At 60.4% G+C, this 21,315-nt stretch carries 16 protein-coding genes; 2 read left to right on the top strand and 14 right to left on the bottom strand.

Translation table 11 applies throughout. The annotated features are described in order from the left end of the window. Positions 1 to 23 precede the first annotated feature (23 nt). From dop to HMPREF2749_RS02315, 3 genes are all read right to left on the bottom strand, one after another. Positions 24 to 1,850 carry a depupylase/deamidase Dop gene (dop, locus tag HMPREF2749_RS02305; protein WP_070593303.1) on the bottom strand — a complete coding sequence of 609 codons (1,827 nt, stop codon included), beginning with the start codon at positions 1,848 to 1,850 and terminating at the stop codon, positions 24 to 26. Between the two features lie 137 nt (positions 1,851 to 1,987). Next, positions 1,988 to 3,814 (bottom strand): proteasome ATPase, encoded by a 1,827-nt coding sequence (arc, locus tag HMPREF2749_RS02310; RefSeq protein WP_070593305.1) that lies wholly within the window; start codon positions 3,812 to 3,814, stop codon positions 1,988 to 1,990. A 131-nt stretch (positions 3,815 to 3,945) separates the two neighbouring features. Further along, a complete protein-coding gene (locus HMPREF2749_RS02315) occupies positions 3,946 to 5,043 on the bottom strand; it encodes a tRNA (adenine-N1)-methyltransferase (RefSeq protein WP_070593307.1) in 1,098 nt (365 codons plus the stop codon). 273 nt (positions 5,044 to 5,316) lie between these two features. Here HMPREF2749_RS02315 and HMPREF2749_RS02320 point away from each other — a divergent pair, with 273 nt between their 5' ends. Continuing rightward, positions 5,317 to 5,517, top strand: a complete 201-nt coding sequence (locus tag HMPREF2749_RS02320; protein ID WP_070593309.1) for a hypothetical protein — start codon at positions 5,317 to 5,319, stop codon at positions 5,515 to 5,517. Between the two features lie 7 nt (positions 5,518 to 5,524). Then, the gene (locus tag HMPREF2749_RS02325; RefSeq protein WP_070593311.1) at positions 5,525 to 8,692 is read left to right on the top strand and encodes a type ISP restriction/modification enzyme; all 3,168 of its coding nucleotides are present in this window, start codon (positions 5,525 to 5,527) and stop codon (positions 8,690 to 8,692) included. A 111-nt stretch (positions 8,693 to 8,803) separates the two neighbouring features. On the opposite strand, the gene HMPREF2749_RS09455 is transcribed toward HMPREF2749_RS02325, so the two are convergent. From HMPREF2749_RS09455 to HMPREF2749_RS02375, 11 genes are all read right to left on the bottom strand, one after another. After that, positions 8,804 to 8,926: a hypothetical protein gene (locus HMPREF2749_RS09455; protein WP_256388345.1), complete on the bottom strand. Its 123-nt coding sequence runs from the start codon at positions 8,924 to 8,926 to the stop codon at positions 8,804 to 8,806. Position 8,927: 1 nt separating this feature from the next. Then, the gene (mshC, locus tag HMPREF2749_RS02330) at positions 8,928 to 10,244 is read right to left on the bottom strand and encodes a cysteine--1-D-myo-inosityl 2-amino-2-deoxy-alpha-D-glucopyranoside ligase (RefSeq protein WP_049341204.1); all 1,317 of its coding nucleotides are present in this window, start codon (positions 10,242 to 10,244) and stop codon (positions 8,928 to 8,930) included. 158 nt (positions 10,245 to 10,402) lie between these two features. Further along, on the bottom strand, positions 10,403 to 11,251 hold the full coding sequence (locus tag HMPREF2749_RS02335) for an undecaprenyl-diphosphate phosphatase (protein WP_044145830.1): 849 nt from the start codon (positions 11,249 to 11,251) through the stop codon (positions 10,403 to 10,405). Between the two features lie 244 nt (positions 11,252 to 11,495). Continuing rightward, a complete protein-coding gene (locus tag HMPREF2749_RS02340; RefSeq protein ID WP_239662224.1) occupies positions 11,496 to 12,029 on the bottom strand; it encodes a hypothetical protein in 534 nt (177 codons plus the stop codon). A 225-nt stretch (positions 12,030 to 12,254) separates the two neighbouring features. Next, the gene (gene leuA, locus HMPREF2749_RS02345) at positions 12,255 to 14,003 is read right to left on the bottom strand and encodes a 2-isopropylmalate synthase (RefSeq protein ID WP_070593313.1); all 1,749 of its coding nucleotides are present in this window, start codon (positions 14,001 to 14,003) and stop codon (positions 12,255 to 12,257) included. A 405-nt stretch (positions 14,004 to 14,408) separates the two neighbouring features. Beyond that, the gene (locus HMPREF2749_RS02350) at positions 14,409 to 15,848 is read right to left on the bottom strand and encodes an LCP family protein (RefSeq protein WP_070593315.1); all 1,440 of its coding nucleotides are present in this window, start codon (positions 15,846 to 15,848) and stop codon (positions 14,409 to 14,411) included. Positions 15,849 to 15,930: 82 nt separating this feature from the next. Further along, positions 15,931 to 17,088 (bottom strand): GTPase Era, encoded by a 1,158-nt coding sequence (locus HMPREF2749_RS02355; protein WP_172855757.1) that lies wholly within the window; start codon positions 17,086 to 17,088, stop codon positions 15,931 to 15,933. A gap of 125 nt (positions 17,089 to 17,213) precedes the next feature. Next, positions 17,214 to 18,668, bottom strand: coding sequence for a hemolysin family protein (locus tag HMPREF2749_RS02360; RefSeq protein ID WP_070593317.1), 1,455 nt, complete (start codon positions 18,666 to 18,668; stop codon positions 17,214 to 17,216). A gap of 9 nt (positions 18,669 to 18,677) precedes the next feature. Continuing rightward, complete coding sequence (gene ybeY / locus HMPREF2749_RS02365) at positions 18,678 to 19,199, bottom strand: rRNA maturation RNase YbeY (RefSeq protein WP_049341195.1); 522 nt, start codon at positions 19,197 to 19,199, stop codon at positions 18,678 to 18,680. Between the two features lie 3 nt (positions 19,200 to 19,202). Then, complete coding sequence (locus tag HMPREF2749_RS02370; protein WP_070593319.1) at positions 19,203 to 20,324, bottom strand: PhoH family protein; 1,122 nt, start codon at positions 20,322 to 20,324, stop codon at positions 19,203 to 19,205. Between the two features lie 83 nt (positions 20,325 to 20,407). Next, positions 20,408 to 21,181, bottom strand: coding sequence for a 16S rRNA (uracil(1498)-N(3))-methyltransferase (locus HMPREF2749_RS02375; protein ID WP_070593321.1), 774 nt, complete (start codon positions 21,179 to 21,181; stop codon positions 20,408 to 20,410). Between the last annotated feature and the right edge of the window lie 134 nt (positions 21,182 to 21,315).

The following is a 21,315-nucleotide window of genomic DNA, read 5'->3' on the forward strand; positions in this document are numbered from 1 at the left end:
GGTTTAGGGGTGGTGAGGTGCCACTAGCGCAGGCGGTTCAGCAGCTCATCCGAATGGTTCACCTCATCCAGCAGCGGCTCCACCTGGGCGGCACCGTACCGGGTCGGCTCCATCATCGTAAAACGAGTCAGATCCTTCGAATACCTGCCACGGCAGGACACCGTATCCCAGTTGATACCCAGAATCTCCTCCGGCCAACGCGCCATCAACGTGCCACGCAAAAACGCGCGCGTCTCACGCGGCGGCTCAGTCGTCGCACGCTCAATCTGCTCCGCAGAGAACAGCGTGCGCATGCGGCCACGCGACACCAGACGGTGATACAGGCTCTTCGACGGGTCAATATCAGCGTACTGCAAATCCAAAGCCTTCAACTTCGGATTCGCATAATCTACGCCCTGAGCGACATACCCGCGCACCAGCGCATACTTCGCCACCCAATCCAGACGATCCGCCAGCGAGAGCGGGTTGGTTTCCAGGGCATCCAGAACCTCACCCCACAGATCAAGAATCTGCGCGGTCGCAGCATCCACACCCGCCGGGTTCGACTCCTCGTGAGCACGGGAGGCCTCATAGTAGGCGCGCTGAATCTGCAGGGCGCTCGCCGAACCACTCGTGGACACCGGGTTCGGCAGGGTCGCCGAAGACGGCGCCAACGGCAACTGAACTGACAGCGACAAATCGTGGCTGACCGCGTGCATCGCCGCCACCGGATCGGACAGGCGCACACCCGGCAGCACGGGGTGCTGCTCGCTATGCGACTCAATCAGGTTCATCACCAGCGCCGCCGTACCAAACTTCAACAGGTTCGAATAGTGCGACATGTTCGCATCCGCCGGAATCACGTGCAGGCGGCGGTACTTAGACTCATCCGCATGCGGCTCATCGCGAGTATTCACAATCGGGCGGCGAATCGTGGTCTCCAAACCAATCGTGCGCTCAAAGAAATCAGCACGCGAACTAATCTGAAAACCCGGAACCTCACCGTGCGTACCAATACCCACACGGCCCGCACCCGTAAAAATAGCGCGGGTCGCAAAGAACGGCAGGAGTGCATCCGCAACCTGCTCAAACGGAACATCACGGCTAATCAGGTAGTTTTCGTGGGCACCGTACGACTGGCCCTTCGAGTCGGTGTTGTTCTTGTACAGCTTCACCTGCGGCAAATCCTGCGCGTGGTTGCCCAACTCCACTAGCGACTCGTACGCCAGCGCGTCACCGGCAGCGTCATAGAGCACCGCGTCGGCGGGGGTCAGAACCTCCGGCGAGGAATACTCCGGATGCGCATGATCCACATACAGGCGCGCACCATTGGGCAGAATCGCGTTCATGGTCACGCGGTCCCAGTCCAGACGCTCCGGGAAACCACCGCGGCCGTGCACACCGGCGAGCGCATCCAGGGCGCTACGCGGCTCAGCGGGTTCACCCGGTGCCTGAACGCCCGCCTCGCGCATAATCTCCAGGGCGATGTCTTCGCTGGTCAGCTCGGTGCGGGTGTGCGTCATCTGGCTTGAGTGGGCGGTGGAGGCGTCCTGAACCTGACCGAACGCATCACGCAGCGGCGACTCGGACTCCCCCAGCCACTGGCCCTCGGGTGCGGCGGGGGCGCTGGGTTCGGTCGAGTAGTTCTCGGCTTGGCGGGCCTCCTCGGCGACGAGCTCGGCGGCCAGGGCGCGGCGCTGCAGCTGCTCGCGGAAGGCGGCGCCGCGGCGGAAGGCGAGCTTGGCGTAGGTGTTGACCACCAGTGCGGACAGCACGGTCGGGTTGGTGCCCGGTGCGGAGGGCGCGATGACGCCGTACTCGGTTTCTGCACCCATAATGCGGTGCACGCCGTAGCTGGGTGTGGAGTTCATGGGTTTCTCCTGAAGGGTTCCTATATAAAGTCTGGACCTGCGGTAATGCCGGTTGTATAGCGGGGTAAGCGCGAGGTGTGGCTGAGCGCGCAGGTTAGCGGGTGCGCGCCGTCCGACTCATGGCGCGGGCGCTCGGTTTAGCGCGGCGGCTCCACCGACACCAGACGGCCACGTACACCGGCAACGGTGAGCGCGTCCTCAATATCGGGCAGCGGCGGCAAGTCCACCTGATCCTCAAACTCGGCGCGTACCGCCTCCAGCAGGTGGCGGGTACCAATACCCACACTCGAGGCGTCCGCACCGGCGGTCAACGCCTGCAGCTGCTCCTTAATTGCGGCCTTCTTCGCGCGGTCCACAATATTGCGAATCACCGCACCCGAAGCGAAATCGCCGCGGTACAGCGTGTGAGTGGACAGGTTTGCGCTCGCACCAGAACCAACAACCATGGAAGAATCCACGGTCGCCACAGCGTACGCCGTGGAGGGGGTGCGCGCGTACAGCTGACCTGCCGCCGCCGCAATCATCGCGGTCAGGGCGGCGCGGGTCGAACCGGCGGCTGCCACCTCCGCAGCGTCCAGGGGCAGGTCCTCGGTCAGGTACAGACCGAAAATCTCTGCCGCACCGGCGGCGTCCGGGCGGTTAATGCGAATTTTCAGGTCGAGTCGGCCCGGGCGCATCACCGCGGCGTCGATGAGGTCTTCACGGTTGGTCGCACCAATAACAATGACGTTCTGCAGCGACTCCACGCCGTCAATTTCGGCAAGCAGCTGCGGCACGATGGTCGTCTCAATATCGGAAGAACGACCCGAACCGCGCATACGGAACAGCGACTCCATCTCGTCAAAGAACACGACGACCGGGTGGCCCGCCTCCGCCTTCTCACGGGCGGCAACAAAAATATCGCGAATCTGGCGCTCCGTCTCACCAACGAACTTATCGAGCAACTCGGGGCCCTTAATGTTCAAGAAGTAGCCGCGAGTAGCCGAACCCGGGTTCAGCGCAGCCGCACGAGCCGCCAGGGAGTTCGCCACAGCCTTAGCAATCATGGTCTTACCGTTACCGGGAGGACCGTACAGCAGAATACCCTTGGGCGGCGCCAGGTGGTAGCGCTCAAAAATCTCGGGGTGCAGGTACGGCAGCTCCACCGCGTCACGAATCTGCTCAATCTGTGCACCCAGGCCACCAATCTGCTCGTAGGTGACGTCCGGGATCTCTTCCAGAACCAGCTCCTGCGAGCGGGAGGCGGGAACCTGCGAGGTCAGCATGCGGGTGCGGGTGTCGAGGGTGACCGCGTCACCGGTGCGCAGCTGCTCAATGTCGAGGAAACCAGCCACGCGCGCCACCTGCTGAGCACCCGAGGACGTATCAACCAGCACGCGCTGCTCATCCAGCACCTCGCGCACGGTCACCACGTCACCGAAGGGTTCGGTGTCCAGGGCGAGTACCGCCTCCGTCTTGTCGTTGAGCAGCACGGTCATGCCGGGGGTCAGCGTGGACAGGTCAATGAGCGGGGACACGGGAATACGCATCATGCGGCCGCTCACCTGAACATCCAGGTAGGTGTCAATTTCGGCGGGAGTCTTATCGTCCGCGACCTGCTCGTAGGTCATGGTCTGACCCTCATTCACCGCCAGCACAATCGCCGAATTCAGCGGCGGCATGACGTTCTGCGACAGGGACGCGCGCAGACGCTCCACCTGGTAGCGCATGCTGGTGATTGCCTCAACGAGCTTGCGGTTCTTCTCCCCCGCACCACGAATCTGTCGGCTCATATTGTCGCGGGTTGCCTCCGCCGCGGAGAGTCGACGCAGCACGGCATCATACTCCTGCGCGCTGACGGGCTGACTGCCGGGCAGGGAGGTCGACCCGAAAGCAGCCGAGTAGTGCGGTGCCGCGCTGGCTGCACTGTGGGCGGTGCCGTACTGGGGGGTTCCTGCCTGATCTGCAGATTCGTGGGTGGACACGGTAGCTCCTTTAGCTGTTCGTCCTAATCGGCGGCTACTCGGTGCGGGTGGTTGGGCACAGTGAGTAGCCTGGTGAGTGCACTGCGGGGGCTCCAGGCAACGCCCGTGCCCCCGCAGGTCAGTGGTTCAAATTATTCGGCGGATTCAGTCGCCTCAGCTGCTGCGCCGTTGTTCTGCTCAGACTCCATGGCGTTTTGCGCGGTACCGTTCTGTTCGAGCGCAATCTCGTTCGCGCGTGCGGCGTGAGCGGCAAGGTTCTTCGCATCGCGGGCTGCGCGGCGAATCTTCTTGTCGGTCACCTCGCGCTCACCCACGTTCATGGGAATCCACGCGTTCATGTCCTCCTCGGAGAAGTCCGTCTTGGAGGCGCGACGCTTCGGCGCCAGGCGCACCGCACCGTCGGCCAGGCGGCGGGCCACAATCAGGAACGCGGTGTGCGCAACCATGCGGTGGTCGGGGCGGACCGCCAGGCCCTCCACGTGCCAGCCACGAACAATGGTTTCGTCACATTCGGGTTCGGTGAAGCGGCCGTCCAGGCGCATGCCCTCAACCAGGCGGGACATCTGGGTCACGGTCGCAACGTAGCAGATGAGCACGCCGCCGGGTGCGAGCGCCTCCGCAACAGCGTCCAGGCATTCCCAGGGTGCGAGCATGTCGAGTACGACGCGGTCGACGCTGCCGGGCTCTTCGACCTGCGGCAGGGTGTCCTGCAGGTCGCCGATGCTCAGCTTCCACGCCGGGTGCGGGCCACCGAACATGGTTTCAATGTTGCCGCGGGCGACGTCTGCGAACTCTTCACGACGTTCGAAGGAGTGCACGCAACCGTAGTCGCCGACTGCACGCAGCAGCGCGATGGACAGTGCACCGGAGCCAACGCCGGCCTCGACGACGCGTGCGCCGGGGAAGATGTCTGCCTTGACGATGATCTGGGCGGCGTCCTTGGGGTAGACGACGGCTGCACCGCGCGGCATGGAGAGCACGAAGTCCTTGTAGAGGGGGCGCAGCGCCTGGTAGAGGATGCCGTGAGTGTTGGGGATGACGGTGCCTTCGGGTGCGCCGATGAGGTCGTCATGCTTGAGGAAGCCCTTGTGGGAGTGGTATTCGCCGCCTTCGGCGAGGGTGATGGTGGTGATGCGGCCGCGTTCGTCAGTGATTTGGACGCGCTCGCCGGGGCGGAAGGGGCCGCGGCGGTTGATTGCGCCGGTGGGGGTGGGGGTGCCGCTGCTCACGGGGTGATTCTCCTCGGGTTTGGGTCAGTCTGTGCTGTTCGCGCTTTGCGGCGAACTGCGGACGGAAAAAGTCCTTTTCTATTTTAGCGGAGTCTGCAAATCGGCTGTGGCGCATTACCCCGCGGGCGTGATAATGCGGGGCACCGATGGAGCGATGACCGTTGAGCAATGAGGGCTACTTATTTTTGGTTAGACTTGAGGGGAGCTCGCAGAAATCCTCTGCGGGCAGAAACACCTTAGTGCCCACGAATTATGGGCAAAGGAAAGAGTATTGTGACTGATTTCAACTCACTGATTGCCGAGTTCGGCAGGCAGGTGCGGGAGAATCTGCGCGTTGGGGAAGGCGAACCGGAGGCTCAGCTGACGAACCCGGTTGCTACCCTTTTGCAGGACTTTGGCGCTTTGCATTCGATGAAGGTTGTGACCGTCCGTGAAACCTCGCTGAAAACAGCGGGGGGGGGGTCTAATTTCTGAGGGCCTGGTGCGCCCTGATTACGCCATCACGGTCGATGGTGTTTTAACCGGTTACGTGGAGCTGAAGGCTCCGGGTAAGAACATTGACCCCGCTTCTTTTAGTAAGAAGAGCCACGAGTATAGGCAGTGGCAGCGTCTGCGGAACCTTCCAAACCTTTTGTACACCAATGGCACCGAGTGGCGTCTATACCGTTATGGCGAACCGGTGCTGACGAGCACCGGGTACGACGCAGTGCATATGCATGGTTCTTTCAGCGGCCATGGCACGCTGAGCGCACCGGATGCTCTCGCGACGTTTTTCCTGAACTTTTTGCGTTGGGTTCCCGCTCCGATTAAGAGTGCTGGACAGTTGGTGGAAACTCTCGCTCCCCTTGCTGCTTTGCTACGTGAAGAGATGCTTTTGGGCCTTGCTGCGCAGGAAAAGACCTATAAAGCGGATCAAGCGAAAGCTAAGAAGAAGGGTGAAGAGGATTTTGTGATTCCTCCCCCGCTGGTGGGTCTGCGTAAGGATTGGCGCGATACTCTCGCCCCGAGTACCAGTAATGAAGAGTTTGCCGATAGCTTTGCACAGACGGTTGTGTTTTCGCTGGTGGTTGCCCTCTCAGAGGGTCACGACCTAAGTCTTGAGACATTCTCGACCATGGCGAGTCGTTTGCGTTCCCAACACGGTCTGCTGGGTAATGCGCTGGGTCTGCTGACCGAGCACCTGGATGAGAAGAGCTCCCTGTATAACGCTCTCGCCGTGATTGTGCGTGTCATGGGTGCCGCTTCCTGGGCTGATATTTCTGGCGGCAAGTCGGATGTGTATCTGCACCTCTACGAGCACTTCCTGAAGGTCTATAACCCGGCGCAGCGTAAGAAGACTGGTAGTTACTACACCCCGGTTGAAGTGGTGAATCAGATGGTGCGCCTGGTGGATGACGCTCTGCGCACCTACCTGGGCAAGGAGCACGGTCTGGCGAGTGAGGGTGTGTCCGTGATTGACCCGGCGATGGGTACCGGCACCTATCCGCTGTCGGTTATGCATAAAGTGGCAAGTGCGGAAAGCCTCTCTCCCGCTGCGCGTACTCGTGCCCTGAATCGTCTGGCGAAGAACCTGTACGGCTTTGAGCTGCAGTCGGGTCCTTTCTCCGTGGCAGAGCTTCGCCTGAACCAGACCCTTAAGGAGCTGGGGGCTGACATTCCTGAGGACGGTCTGAACCTCTATGTGGCGGATACTCTGGGCGACCCCTACGCTAAGCAGAAGCCGGTGAACGGTAATACTCTGCGTCTGCTTTCTCAGTTGTCGAATAAGGCAACTAGGGTAAAGCGTGAGGTGCCTATTCAGGTGTGCATTGGTAACCCGCCGTATAAGGATAAGGCGGAGGGTATGGGCGGCTGGGTGGAGTCGGGTTTCCGCTCTGCCGATGTCGCTTCCCCTATTCTGGATGACTTCCGTGCATCGGGTAAGGGCAAGTACGAGTATGTGCTGAAGAACCTGTACGTCTATTTCTGGCGCTGGGCTTTTTGGAAGGTTTTTGAGGATTCTTTCCGTGCTCTGGAGGGCCAGCTCGATAGTGCTCAGCGTGCGGGTGTGGTCTGCTTCATTACCGCATCTGGCTATCTGAATGGACCTGGTTTCGCGGGCATGCGCGAGTATATTCGTCGTTCGTCTAGCCGCGGATGGATTATTAATGTGACTCCTGAGGGTAAGCGCCCGCCGGCGAAGAACGCTGTCTTTGCTATTGAGACTCCGGTGTCTATTGCTCTGTTCTTGCGTGAAGAAAATACCGATGAGGAAACCCCTGCGGATATCCGCTATGTAGCTCTGCACGGTACCTTTGCGGAGAAAATACAGGCTCTTGCTGCCCTCGAACTGGATAGCGCAGAGTTTGAACCGGTGCGTTCCGGCTGGGGTGATAAGTTCGCTCCCGAAGCGGGTGGCGACTGGGACAGTTACCCGGCATTGCCTGATTTCTACCTAGACCATTTTCCTGGGATTAATCCTTCTAGGTCGTGGGTATATGATCCTTCCCCATCCATTTTGGAAGAACGCTGGGCTGAGCTGATTGAGGGCAATGATTTGCAGGTACGTGCCGAGCGTTTCAAAGAAACACGCGACACAACTATTTCAAAGGGAAAGAAGCCCCTTCCCGGCACCGACACGTTCCAGGGGAGCCGTGAAAGCCTGAACGATCAGATTGCTCGTGAAGTCATTCCGGACGCGCCGGCTATTGTACCGGTAGGGTTCCGCTCCTTTGACCGTCAGTATGTAATGGCGGATTCTCGTCTAATCCACATGCCTTCCCCCCAGCTGTGGGAATATCGTGTCCCTGAGCAGATTTTTATTGTGGAACAGCACGCACACTACCCCAAAGCAGGTCCAGGGTTGTTCTTTAACACCCTCATTCCCGATAAACACTCATTTAAGGGAAGTGAGGGTGGACGAGCTCACCCGACGCTGAATACTGGTGGTACGCCAAACCTCACTGGATCTGCCGCGCAGATGCTACGTGAGCGTTTCGGCGATAACGCCCCCGGCGACCTCGTCTATTACCTGGCGGCGCTCACCGGACACCCCGGCTATGTGCGCACCTTTGACGAGCCCCTCCAACAGGCGGGTATCCGTGTGCCCCTCACCGCCGACCCTGCGCTCTGGGAACGCGCTGTTCAGCTTGGTAAGCAGGTCGTGTGGCTGCACACCTACGGTGTGCGCGGCGAGCCGCTACCGGGTATGAAGTACCTGCACCAGATTCCCGAAGGTGCAGACTACGTCCTGCCGACCCCGACGGTAGACATGGGCAAGACGATGCCGGAGAAGAAGCCCAGCTTCTCCCTCGACCCGGTCGATAGCCTCTCTGAGGAAGAGAACAACCCCGTCATGGGCACCGTCTCCTTCGGCCGGGCACGCTGTGAGAACGTGGAGAAGCGCGTCTTCGACTACACCATCGGTGGTAACCAGGTGCTGGGACTGTGGGCTAAATACCGCCTCAAGAAGCCGGTAGTGCGCCGTAGCTCCTCGCTCAACGATATTGTTCAGCGAGAATGGCCGCTTGCCTGGAGCGAAGAGTACGAGCGGCTACTCTACACTCTTACGCACCTGGTGCACCTGGAACCCGCTCAGGAGAAGCTCCTTGATGAGGTTCTCGCCGGTGAACAGATTTTCCGCGAGGAATTTGTAGACACCGAAGACTAGCCGCTGAAGAGCATCATCAGTTATCGGGTTCTACAGCCGGTTAAACGCAAAAAGGGGTGGGTGACCCTGGACTATTCCAGAGTCACCCACCTCTTATTGCTCTCAGAAGCCCTACGTTTCCTTCTGCGCCTCGTATGCGCGAACCTCAGCTAACATCTCTGCGGCAAGAGCATCAACCGTCTCACGGTCATACGGGCGAAGAGCGTACAGCTCCTCTACGACCGACGAAGCCATCTTAGAGGACCACGCCCAGGCGTGCCGCCAGGATGTCACGCACCAGCGCGCCACCGCCGATGGTGGTGTCCGCCAGAGCCTTCACAGCCCACGCATCCACAGCCGCCAACGCCGCCGGAGCGTTCAGGTCCTCGCCGAGTGCCTCACGAACAGCAGCCAGTAGCTCAACAGCCGCCTCATCGGTGACACCTTCGGAACCCTCACGGCCCTCAGCCACCGACACCGCATGACGGTAGGTGTCCAGGCGAGCCTTCGCGTGCTCCAGCAGCTCATCAGTCCAGAACCAATCCGAACGGTAATGCTGACCCATAATCGCCAGACGCACCGCGTTCGCATCCTCACCGGCCGCACGCAGACGCGAAACCAGCACCAGGTTGCCGCGGGACTTACTCATCTTATGGCCATCCAAACCAACCATGCCGGTGTGCGCGTAGTGCTTAGCGTGCGGGCGTGCAGACACAGCCCACGAATGGCCCGCACCCAGGTCGTGGTGCGGGAAGGTCAGGTCGTTACCGCCCGCCTGAACGGTCAGCGAACCATCCACAAAACGGCGGGCAATCATCGTGCACTCGATGTGCCAGCCGGGGCGGCCCGCGCCCAGCTCGCCGGCATCCCAGCTCGGCTCGCCCTCACGCTCAACACGCCACAGCAGCGGATCCAGTGCGTCACGCTTACCGGCACGGTTCGGGTCGCCGCCGCGCTCAGCGAAAATCTCCAGCATCTCATCACGGCTCAAGTGGCAGACCTCGCCCGGCGCCCACGAGTAGCCCTCAGCGTTCGCGGGCAGCTCACGCACAGCCTTCAGATCCAGGTACACGTCACCGTCAGGATGCACCACACCCTGCTCGTCGGTGTAGCCGGGCACGCGGTACGCCAGGCCGCGGCGCAGCAAATCCTCAATCAGCGGGAACAGCCACTCAATGGACTCCACCACACCCACATAGTGCGCCGGCGGAATCACGTTCAGCGCCTTCATATCGGTGCGGAACAGCTCCGTCTGATCCTCAGCCAGCTCACGCCAATCAACGTTCGTCGCGGTCGCACGCTCCAGTAGCGGGTCGTCCACATCGGTCACGTTCTGCACGTACGTCACCGGCACGCCCGCATCCAGCCAGGCGCGGTGCAGCAAGTCAAAAGCAACATAGGTGGAGGCGTGACCCATATGCGTCGCGTCGTACGGGGTGATACCGCAAACGTACAGGCTCGCCGCCTTATCCTCCTGAACCTGAACAATCTCACCAGCCGCAGTATCAAAAATACGCGGCAGCGCAGCCTGACCGGGCAGAGTCACAGAGGCCGGGGCATCCCAAGCTCGCATGGGTTTCCTTTCCGTAAAAACGCCCACAACCGGTGGACGCGCCACACCCGCCGCCCAACCTCAAGGCATGCGGGTGCCAAAAAATCTACTCCAATAAGAATACCCGCCCGTGAGAAACTCACGGACGGGTATGTCATATCACGCTGAGGGCTAAAGCCTTAGAACGCCGAAGAAGTAGCGTTCAGAACGCCAGTGCCCAGACCAACGAAAATCAGGATACCGAGCGCAATGCGGTACCAGATGAAAATGCCGTAGGACTTCGAAGACACGTACTTCAAGAACCAGCCAATCATCAGGTAACCCACCACAAACGCAACCAGAGTAGCCACGATAGTCGAGGGAATACCGTAGTAGCCGGTCGCCTCCTCGCCGGTGACCACCTTGAAGGTCTTGTACAGGCCAGACATGAACACGGCAGGCATGGCCAGCAGGAACGAGTAACGTGCCGCAGCCTCACGGGTGTACCCCATGAACAGACCCGCAGTAATCGTACCGCCCGAACGGGAAACACCCGGGATCAGTGCCAGCGCCTGTGCGCAACCGTACAGCAGGCCGTGACGGAAAGTCAGGTCCTTCAGCTCACGCTGCTCACGACCAAAACGGTCCGCAAGGCCCAGGAACACAGCAAACACAATCAGCATGGTCGCCACAATCCACAGGCTACGGAACTGCGTGTCAATGTAGTCTTCCAGCAGCAGGCCCAGAACGCCGATGGGCAGGGAGCCAATAATAATCAGCCAACCCATGCGGGCATCCGGGTCATTGCGCGGTACACGACCGGTAAGAGCGCCAAACCACGCCTTCACAATGCGCACAATATCGCGCCAGAAAAAAATCAAGACCGCGGTCTCAGTACCCAGCTGGGTGATTGCGGTAAACGCGGCGCCCGGGTCAGCCTTCTCCGGCAGAATCTGGCCAACAATGTTCAGATGCGCCGATGACGAAATCGGCAGAAATTCGGTCAGGCCCTGAACAAAGCCCAAAATAATTGCTTGAATCCATTCCACGCATTCAAGGATACAGGAGGCGCACCCGCCCGGGGCGGTTCGCCGAAGGTGATGTGGAACTTCCGCAAACCACCCCGTCCACACTGTGAAACGCTCAGGGTGCCGTTTCAGGAGGTACACCACGGTGCATCCGGGGCTTATCCACGGTTCACCCACGGTTCAAGGAGGCCGCGCAAACACTTCAAATGCGCGCTCTCCGGCGCGTCGAAGGTGCGTCAGCGGCGCGTTCTCCGGCGCAAGCGTACTAGCCGCACGACCAGTCAAAAACACCAGTCTCAAAATCAAAAACAGCGCTACCGCACCCAAAATTCAGCACATCAAACTCATCGAACTCAATATAACGAGCCGTCAGACCCTCCGGAAGAGCCTGCGCATAAAAATGAGTGCCACCCAGGTGAGTACCCACCGCAATCAGCGGCTTCGCCCACTCAAACCACGCCGAATCCTCAGCATCCCAATCGAAAGGACTCAGATAACCAGTCTGCGGGTCCACATTCTCAAACACATCACTGGGGACCTTACCGGCATTCGGGTCATCCGTCGAAATCCACCCCACAAGAGCAGGCTTACGATCCAGCGGCTGCTGACGATCCGCCAAAGCCCAGGCGCTGAAGCTCTCCTCCTCACCACGATGCTCACCGGACCGGCGCACATCCTGCGGCGGCTCCGTACGGGACGAGAACTCCTCCTCACTCAGGTACAGCACCGCAAACTCAGCATCCAAAATATCGCGCAACAACAACTGGTACGGATGCACCCGCGCCTGCGCATACTGCACCTCAAACGGGTCATCACTTGCAGCATTCGTAGCTTTTCATGAGAGTTCCTCCCTGCAGATTATTCGCCCCACAGCACGCCGATACACACAACAACTGCGCACATTAAACGCGTGAGGGCGGGATACATACTCCCAGTATGCATCCCGCCCCCACATCATGCACGGCTAACGGTCATCAGCCAGCGGTCACCCGCAAACCTTGCACAAAGCATGTACGGCTATCGCCTACGCCTGACGCTCATCACGCAGCGCACGGTTCACAGCCGAAATCATCGCCTTCAACGCCGCACGAGTCGTCGAGCTGTCCACACCAATGCCCCACAGTACGCGAGAACCAACAGCAGCCTCAACGTAGCAGGCAGCGTTAGCAGTCGACGAAGACGACATGGTGTGCTCCGAATAATCCATCACGCGAATATCCACGCCCTCGCCCGACAGGATGTTCTGCAGAGCATCCACCGGACCGGTACCCGAAGCCGAACGAGTGTACGTGTGACCATCAATGTTCAGACCAACACGCAGAGTAGTCGCACCAGTATCAGCCGAATCAATGTTAATCGACTCAATACGGTACTTACCCCAACGGTTCTGCGGATCAGCAGCAGGCAGGTACTCATCCGCGAAGATGTTCCACAGCTTCTCGCTGGTCATCTCGCCACCCTCAGCGTCAGTACGAGCCTGAACAATCTTCGAGAACTCAACCTGAGCACGACGCGGCAGATCCAGACCGTGATCCTGCTTCAGCAGGTACGCCATACCGCCCTTACCGGACTGCGAGTTCACACGAATAATCGCCTCGTAGGTACGACCCAGGTCGCGAGGATCAATCGGCAGGTACGGAACCTCCCAGTAAACCTCATCCACGGTCTTACCCGCCTCAGCAGCGGTACGCTCCAGAGCCTCAAAGCCCTTCTTAATAGCGTCCTGGTGAGAACCAGAGAACGCAGTGAACACCAGGTCGCCACCATACGGCGAACGCTCGTGCACCTTCAACTGGTTGCAGTACTCAACAGTCTTACGGATACCGTCAATATCAGAGAAATCAATCTGCGGATCAATACCCTGGGTGTACATGTTCAGGCCCAAAGTGACCAGGTCAACGTTACCGGTGCGCTCGCCATTACCGAAGAGGCAACCCTCAATACGGTCAGCGCCCGCCAGGTAACCCAGCTCAGCAGCAGCCACGCCGGTACCGCGGTCATTGTGCGGGTGCAGCGACAGCACAATGTGCTCGCGGTGGTTCAAGTTGCGGTGCATCCACTCGACAGAGTCGGCGTACACGTTCGGGGTAGCCATCTCAACGGTAGCGGGCAGGTTCACAATCAGCTCGCGGCCGTTCTGACCGACCTCCAGCTCCTCAGCTACAGCGTTCACCACGCGAGCCGCGTACTCCAGCTCAGTGCCGGTGAAAGACTCGGGCGAGTACTCGTAGATGACCTTAGTGTCAGAGATCATCTGCTCTTCGTACTTGCGGCACAGGCGCGCACCCTGCAGGGCGATATCCAGCACGCCCTCCTGATCCTGGTTGAACACCACGCGACGCTGCAGAACGGAGGTCGAGTTGTAGAAGTGCACAATCGCCCGCGGTGCGCCCTCAATCGCCTCAAAAGTGCGGGCAATCAGGTGCTCACGCGCCTGCACCAGAACCTGAATGGTTACATCTGCGGGGATGTGGCCGTCCTCAACGAGGGTACGCACAAAATCAAAGTCAGTCTGCGACGCCGAGGGGAAACCAACCTCAATTTCCTTGTAACCCATCTTCACCAGCAGCTTGAACATCGCAAGCTTACGGTCGGTGTCCATGGGGTCAATCAGCGCCTGGTTGCCGTCACGCAGATCCACTGCGCACCAGCGCGGAGCCTTCTCAATGACCTTATCCGGCCAAGTGCGGTCCGGCAGGTCAACAACAATCTGCTCGCGGAAAGGGCGGTACTTGTGTACCGGCATGGGGCTGGGCTTCTGGTGGTTTTTCATGATGAATTTCCTGTTGGTTGGTCCGTCTCGCTCTACCCCAAATGTGGGGCTCGTACCGTGCCGGGTATCGGTCCCCGGCAGCCGTGGTCAAGGCGGTGCATCAGAAAGGATGCGAAGGTGAGATGCCGCGTCAAAAAGCCGGAACGGTTGCGGCAGATTCTAGCGTGCCCCGTTCCGGCGAATAAGCAGCAGGTTCACTGCCTGGCGGGTAACCCCGCGCTTGCTCTCACCGTCAATAGTCATGCCTCCACGCTATCACAGGGGTCGGAGGCGGTGGCAGGGCACCCGGGAAGCCGTCCATCATCTGGAAAGAATCAACGACAAAGGGGCGCAGCCACCATTTCTGGCGCTACGCCCCTTCTGTTCGCTATTCACGTATCTGCGCTATGTTCTACTAGCTACAACCTAGTAGGCGAAAGCAGTCTGGCACTTGTGCTGATCAGCAGTCTGACCGGTCGCGTTACCCGCAATCGCAGCCTCCTGCTTCTCCATCGCCTCACCGGACGGGAAGTCAGTACCAATCGTCACCGACACGCCCAGAACCTCTTCAGTAGCCACCACGCGGGTTACGTTCAGCTTCGCGGCGATTTCCTTCGCTTCCGCCTCGTAACCGGTCGAGTAGAACACCGTGGTGAAGTTCGTCGGGCTAGCGGAGGTACCCGGAGTAACATTCGTGTAGCCCAGGCCCTCAATCACCGAAGCGATCGTAGCCGAGCGGCCATCCAGACCGGTCGCGTTGTACACGTTCACCGGAACCGTACGATCGAGCTGAACCGGAGCGGCAGCAGTAGCCGGCGCCTCCGGAGCCTTCTCCTCCTTCAGCGACTTATCATCACGCAGACGCTGGAACACGTTCGCAGCATCCGCAGAAACCTGCAGGCGGTTCGCATCCTGGCTCCACGGCTCAGTCGGCACCGTCGCAAACACAACATTCGACAGGTCCACACCACCAAGAGTCGCACCAACACCCACCAGAGTGCTGATATTACCCAGGTTCTTATCCACCGTCACGTTCTGAGTAATCGCCTCAGCAATGTTAATCAGACGGCCCGGATTCGACAGAGTACCCTCGCTCTTCACCTTACGCAGCAGCGAAGACAAGAAGCCCTGCTGAGCCTGAATACGACCAATATCGGAACCATCCGAGAAGCCGTGGCGGCTACGCAAGAACGCAAGAGCCTGCTCACCCTCAACCGAAGAAGTACCGGCAGGAAGCTTCAGGCCACTGTACTCGTCATCAATCGGAGCGTCCACACACACCTGAACGCCGCCAACAACCTTTGACAGCTCCTTCACAGCGTTAAAGTCCACCAACATGAAGTGGTCAATATTCACACCGGTCAGCTTGCTAATGGTCGCCACAGTACAACCGGCACCACCGCGAGACAGAGACTCGTTAATCTGAACGTTCTCCTCAGCCGGGTACACGGTGCCACTCTCAGGATCAGTACACTGCGGCACATCAACCATCAGGTCACGCGGGAACGACAGCACGCTCACGTTCTTACGGTCCTTGCTGATCTGCAGCAGCATCATCACGTCCGCGCGAGCCTCAGAATTGCGGTCATCCTCATCACCGTACGCACCGTTATTGCCCTTACGGGTATCGGAGCCAATCACGAGAATGTCCAAGGCGCCGTTCTCCAGGCCGTCCTTGTAATTGCTGATGTTCAGCTCCTGAGTATGCAGATTATTGCGCATACGCAGAGCCAACACGCCACCAAAGCCAACAACAATGACGAGCATGCAAGCAGTAAGCAGAGCAATCCACTTATTGCGGTTTGAAGTCATCACCGTCGTGCGCATATGACGACCGGTGCTTCGTAAACGAGGTGCCTGGGGCATACCTTTTCTCTTTCTGCCGGTGAGCAAGTGCTTTCTCAGAGTAACACTCTTCCCTATGAGCGCCGAATGAGTAGGAAAGCTACTAGAATCCCAAGCGGTTCAACGCACGCGCGTCAGACTGCCATTCCTTCGCAACCTTCACATGAATATTCAAATAAACGCGGGTACCGAGCATCGCCTCAATCTGCTCACGAGCCTTCGTACCAATCTTGCGCAGATTCGAGCCGCCCTTACCGATAATGATGTACTTCTGCGACTCACGCTCCACAAACAGGTTCACGTGCACATCCAGCAGCGGGTTATCCGCAGGTCGGCCCTCACGGAACTCCATCTCCTCAACCGTCACAGCAATCGAGTGGGGCAGCTCCTCACGCGCACCCTCCAGGGCAGCCTCACGCACCAGCTCCGCGATGAGGGTTGCCTCCGGCTCATCGGTCAGCTCACCCTCCGGGTACAGCGGCGGCGACAGCGGAGTGTACTGCGCCAACAGGTCAGCAACCGCATCCACCTGGAAATGCTTCACAGCAGACACCGGGATAATCGCAGCCCAGCCGCCCTTACCGTCAACCGGCATCGGCTCAGCAACCTCACCGGAGCGGCGCTTAGCCGCAGGACCCGAACCCTTCGCGAAAGGCACAGCATCATTCTTGCCGCCCTTACCCTTGGGGCCCTTACCCTTCTGCTTCGCACGATGCGCGGCACGCTTAGCACGAGCCGCACGCTCAGCGCTCATGACCTCCTCGCCGAGCGCCTCAACAGCCAGCAGCTGCTCACGCAGCTCCTCAGAGCTCACAGTGTCAGCCTTCGTCACAATAGCAACCACCGGCTTATTGCTCGACGCCACCAGCTGCGAGGCAATGTAACGGTCACCCGGACCGATCTTCTCATTCGCCGGAATGCAGAAGCCCAGCACATCCACCTGCGAAAGGGTGCTTGCCACCAGGTCGTTCAGACGCTCACCCAGCAGAGTGCGGGGGCGGTGAATACCCGGGGTGTCCACCAGAATCAGCTGGTACTCGTCCTTGTGCACAATACCGCGGATCGTGTGGCGGGTCGTCTGCGGACGGTTCGAGGTGATAGCCACCTTCTGACCGACCATAGCGTTCGTCAGGGTAGACTTACCCGCATTCGGGCGGCCCACCAGCGACGCGAAACCCGAACGGAAATCCGCCGGGTAGGTCGGCAGCGGGGTGCTCAAGTCCAGAGTGCTCAAATCGAGCGGGGTGTACTCCTGGTCCATTGTGTTTCTCCTTGTCAAACCCCGTGCGGGGTGTATGGGGTGCCAGCCTCATCTGCCTGCGCCTTCCGGGGCGGGGCGGCCGACTCAAAGTGTGTTAGGGAAAATGCGGCGTCTATGTTCGATATCTAGCGGTTGCCGCGCTGATCGGTTGCCGGTTCAGCCTCTGCAATATCTCCCGGAAGATCCGGATGCGCATGCGGCTCAGCCACAGCGGGCGGCTCCGTATCCACGCTGAGGATGTCAGCAACCTCCGAGGAATTAGGCTCCGAGGAACCTTCAGCACCCTGCTGCTCATCACGAGGCGGCTCGTACCACGCCTGCAGCATGTCCACCTGGTGGCGGCGGCCCGACGAACCAATCGCACGAATATGAATACCGTCAATCTCAATCTCAGAACCGACAATCGGCACCATACCCAGATGCTTAGCGAGCAGACCGCCCACCGTATCAACATCTTCATCCTCGAGTTCACGACCGAAAATCTCGCCCAGCTCATCAATACCCAGGCGGGCAGACAGACGGAACGTGCCGTCATCGTTCAGCGTGTACTCGGGGCGTTCGTGATCGTACTCGTCAGAGATATCGCCGACCAGCTCCTCAATCAGGTCCTCAAGCGTGATCAGACCGGCGGTGCCGCCGTACTCATCAACAATGATCGCCACGTGCGTGGACTCACGCTGCATCTCACGCAGCAGATCCATGGCGCGCTTCGACTCGGGCTCAAAACGCGCCGGGCGCATCAGCTCAACCACGGTCGGCAGGGCGGTACCTTCCGGCGCCTCACCGTGCAGGATGAAGGCGCGCATCGCGTCCTTCAGGTAGAGCACGCCCAGAATCTCATCGCTCGAATCACCAATCACCGGCATACGCGAATAACCCGAACGCAGGAACAGGCTCAGCGCCTCACGCAGAGGGGTGTCACGGCTAGCGGTGAGCATGTCGGTACGCGGAACCATGAGCGAACGGATGCGGGTATCATCCATCTCAAAGACGGACTGCACCATCTGCGCCTCGTCATCCTCGATGGTTTCAGCGTCGGAGGCGCGGTCCAGGAACTCGCGCAGCTCCTCCTCATCGAACACACCCACCGGGGCCTCAGCCGAACGTTCCGGCGCCAGGCGCACACTGAGCTTATCGAGCAGACCGGTCGCCGGGCTCAGCAGAACCGACAGGTAGTGCACCGGGCGAGCCAGCACACGAATCGAGGCGACCGGACGGTTACGTCCCAGAGCACGCGCTAGCACATGCAGAATCGGGTAGCCCACCAGCGCAACGATCACGAGGGTCAGTACGACGGCGAGCGCGTGCACCTCGACCAGGTTCAGCAGGCAGGTCATGGTGGCGAGCACCGCGGCGGCTGCCGCAATGAGGCGGGTCAGGCGCAGCGGGTGCGTGTACGCCTCGGAGTCACCGTCGAGGGTGCGCTGCAGGACGCGGGCGCCGAGGGTGTCCGGGTGTGCCTCCACTGCCTCCTCAGCCTCGTTGTGCGGCAGGTAGGTGAACGCGGTTTCGGCGATTGCCGCGACCACGGTCAAGCAGAGCGCGAGAACGGCGAGGAGGGCTGTGAGTAGAATGTCCACGCCGCTCCCCTAGTGTCGGGTTTCGACCGGTGCCGGGCGGCCCAGGAACTCTTCGAGGATGGAGCGCTGAATGCCGAACATTTCAGCTTCCTCTTCGGCGGTGCCGTGGTCGTAGCCGAGGCAGTGCAGAATGCCGTGGGTGGTGAGCAGGCACAGCTCATCGAGGGTGCTGTGACCCGCGTCTGCGCCCTGACGTGCGGCGACGGGCGGGCAGAGGATGATGTCACCGAGCATGCCGCTGGAGGGGTTTTCGGGGGTTCCCGGTTCCAGTTCGTCCATAGGGAAGCTCATCACGTCGGTTGCGCCGGGCAAGTCCATCCACTCGACGTGCACGCGTTCCATTTCGTCTTCATTCACGATGGCGATGGACAGGTAGGTGTCATCGGCAAGGTGCATGCGTTTGAAGGCGTGCTCGACGAGGCGGGTGAGCACCTCGGTGTCTACCGCTTCGAAAGATTCGCGGATGAAGGCGTCGGTTGCCGGGTCGGCACCGGTTGCGGGTTCTTCACAGTCGAATTCGATCTCTGCCACCGTTTAGCGTCCTTCCGGGTGTGCGTTGTCGGAGTTGTTCTCGGCGTTCTTTTCGGAGCCGCCGTTGATGCCGGCGCGGTCCAGCAGCTTCTCGGCTGCGGCCTCGATGGTGGCGCGCTTGACCTTGCGGTTGCGCTTGCGTTCCATTGCCTTCTGGTCTTCGCCCCACTGGTCGTATGCGGACACAATGTTCGACACCAGGGTGTGGCGAACCACGTCGGAGGATTCCAGGATGCTGAAGTGAATATCCTCCACACCCTGCAGAATGTTGCGAACCTGCTTCAGGCCGGAGGCGGCGCCACCGGGCAGGTCAATCTGGGTGATGTCACCGGTAATGACCATCTTCGATCCGAAGCCCAGGCGGGTCAGGAACATCTTCATCTGCTCGGCGGTGGTGTTCTGCGCCTCGTCAAGGATGATGAATGCGTCGTTGAGGGTACGGCCACGCATGTACGCCAGCGGTGCGACCTCGATGGTGCCCGCCTCCATGAGCTTGGGGATGGTTTCGGGTTCAAGCATGTCGTGCAGTGCGTCGTAGAGCGGGCGCAGGTACGGGTCGATCTTCTCGTTGAGGGTGCCGGGCAGGAAGCCCAGACGCTCGCCAGCCTCCACGGCGGGGCGGGTGAGGATAATGCGGTTCACTTCGTGGCTCTGCAGCGCCTGCACAGCCTTCGCCATGGCGAGGTAGGTCTTACCGGTACCCGCCGGGCCGATACCGAAGATGACGGTGTTCGCGTCGATAGCGTCCACGTACTTCTTCTGGTTAATGGTCTTGGGGCGAATCGTGGTGCCGCGGGTGGAGAGGATGCTGGTGGACAGCGAGTGCGCCGGGTTGCTCAGTTCGTCGCCGAGCATGCCCATGAGGCGGTGAATGACCTGCACGGTAATCTGCGTGTCGTGGCTGGAGAGCACGCGCAGTTCGTTCAGCAGCTTTGCAGCGGTGTTGACGGCCTCGGAGGGGCCGGTGATGAGCACGTCCAGGTCTTTGGGGCGCAGGCTAATCTGCTCGAAGTAGTCCTCGATAATCGCCAGGTGCGCGTCCTGCGGGCCGAGCACGGCGATCATTTCTGCGGCGCTCTTGAAGGATACGGTGCGCGCGGTCGAGAGAGGTCGGGAGGTAGTCATATGGGCTCCTTGGCTAGTGATGTATTTACAAGTATAGATGCGCGTGATGCACCACGCCCCGGTGGATTCCTGTCAGCGGCGCTCTACCAGCGGCCCAGCACCACGTTCAGGGTGCACATGGCGGCAGAACCGGCGGTGGAGGAACGCAGTACCTCGTCACCGAGTAGTGCCAGCTGCGCGCCAGCGTCGGTGAAGAGCTGCACTTCGCGGTCGCTGATGCCGCCTTCGGGGCCGACGAGCAGGTAGATTTCCTCGGGCAGGTTCCCTGCCTCTACAAGCTTGCGTGCCAGGGCGCTGAGGCGTTCGGTCGCCTGCTCATGCAGGATGAACACGGCGGCGGACTGCTCAGAGCCGGCAACTTCTTCAATGAGTTCCACCAGGTCGGCGGTGCTGTACAGGTCGTACACTTCGGGAATGAGCGCGCGGCGCGACTGCTTTGCCGCGGCGGTGACGGTGTTCTGCCACTTGGTGTGTGCCTTGGAGGCGCGCTCCCCCTTCCAACGCACGATGGAGCGGTCCGCACTCCACGGAAGCACACCGTACACGCCCAGCTCGGTCGCGGTTTCGATGGCGAGCAGGTCGCGGCCGTCCTTCGCGAGCGCCTGCACCAGGTAGATGGAGGGCACGCTGCGTTCCTCGCGCAGCTCCTGCACCTGCACGCTCACGCCGTCCGCGTTGATGGAGGCGACCGTACCGAGTGCGCGGCGGCCGGTGCCGTCACCCAGGTCGATGCGTTCGCCGAGCTCAAGGCGCTTGACGAGGGCGTGCTTGCCTTCGGAGCCGCTGAGCGCGCAGGTGGCGCCGGGGGTGAGTGCGTCATATTCTTCCGTGCTGATGTAGAAGATGGGGGCGCTCATGGTTCTCCTTGAGGTGCGGTTTGAAAGCGTGGGTAGTGTGCGGGTGGCGTGTGAAATAGGTGTGCTGCTTAGCGCGGGCGCGTGCAGTGCTGTGCTGACAGGAAAGCGGCGGGTGCGGGTTGAGTACCGCACCC

It is taken from the genome of Rothia sp. HMSC075F09 (assembly GCF_001810515.1).
GTDB lineage: Bacteria > Actinomycetota > Actinomycetes > Actinomycetales > Micrococcaceae > Rothia.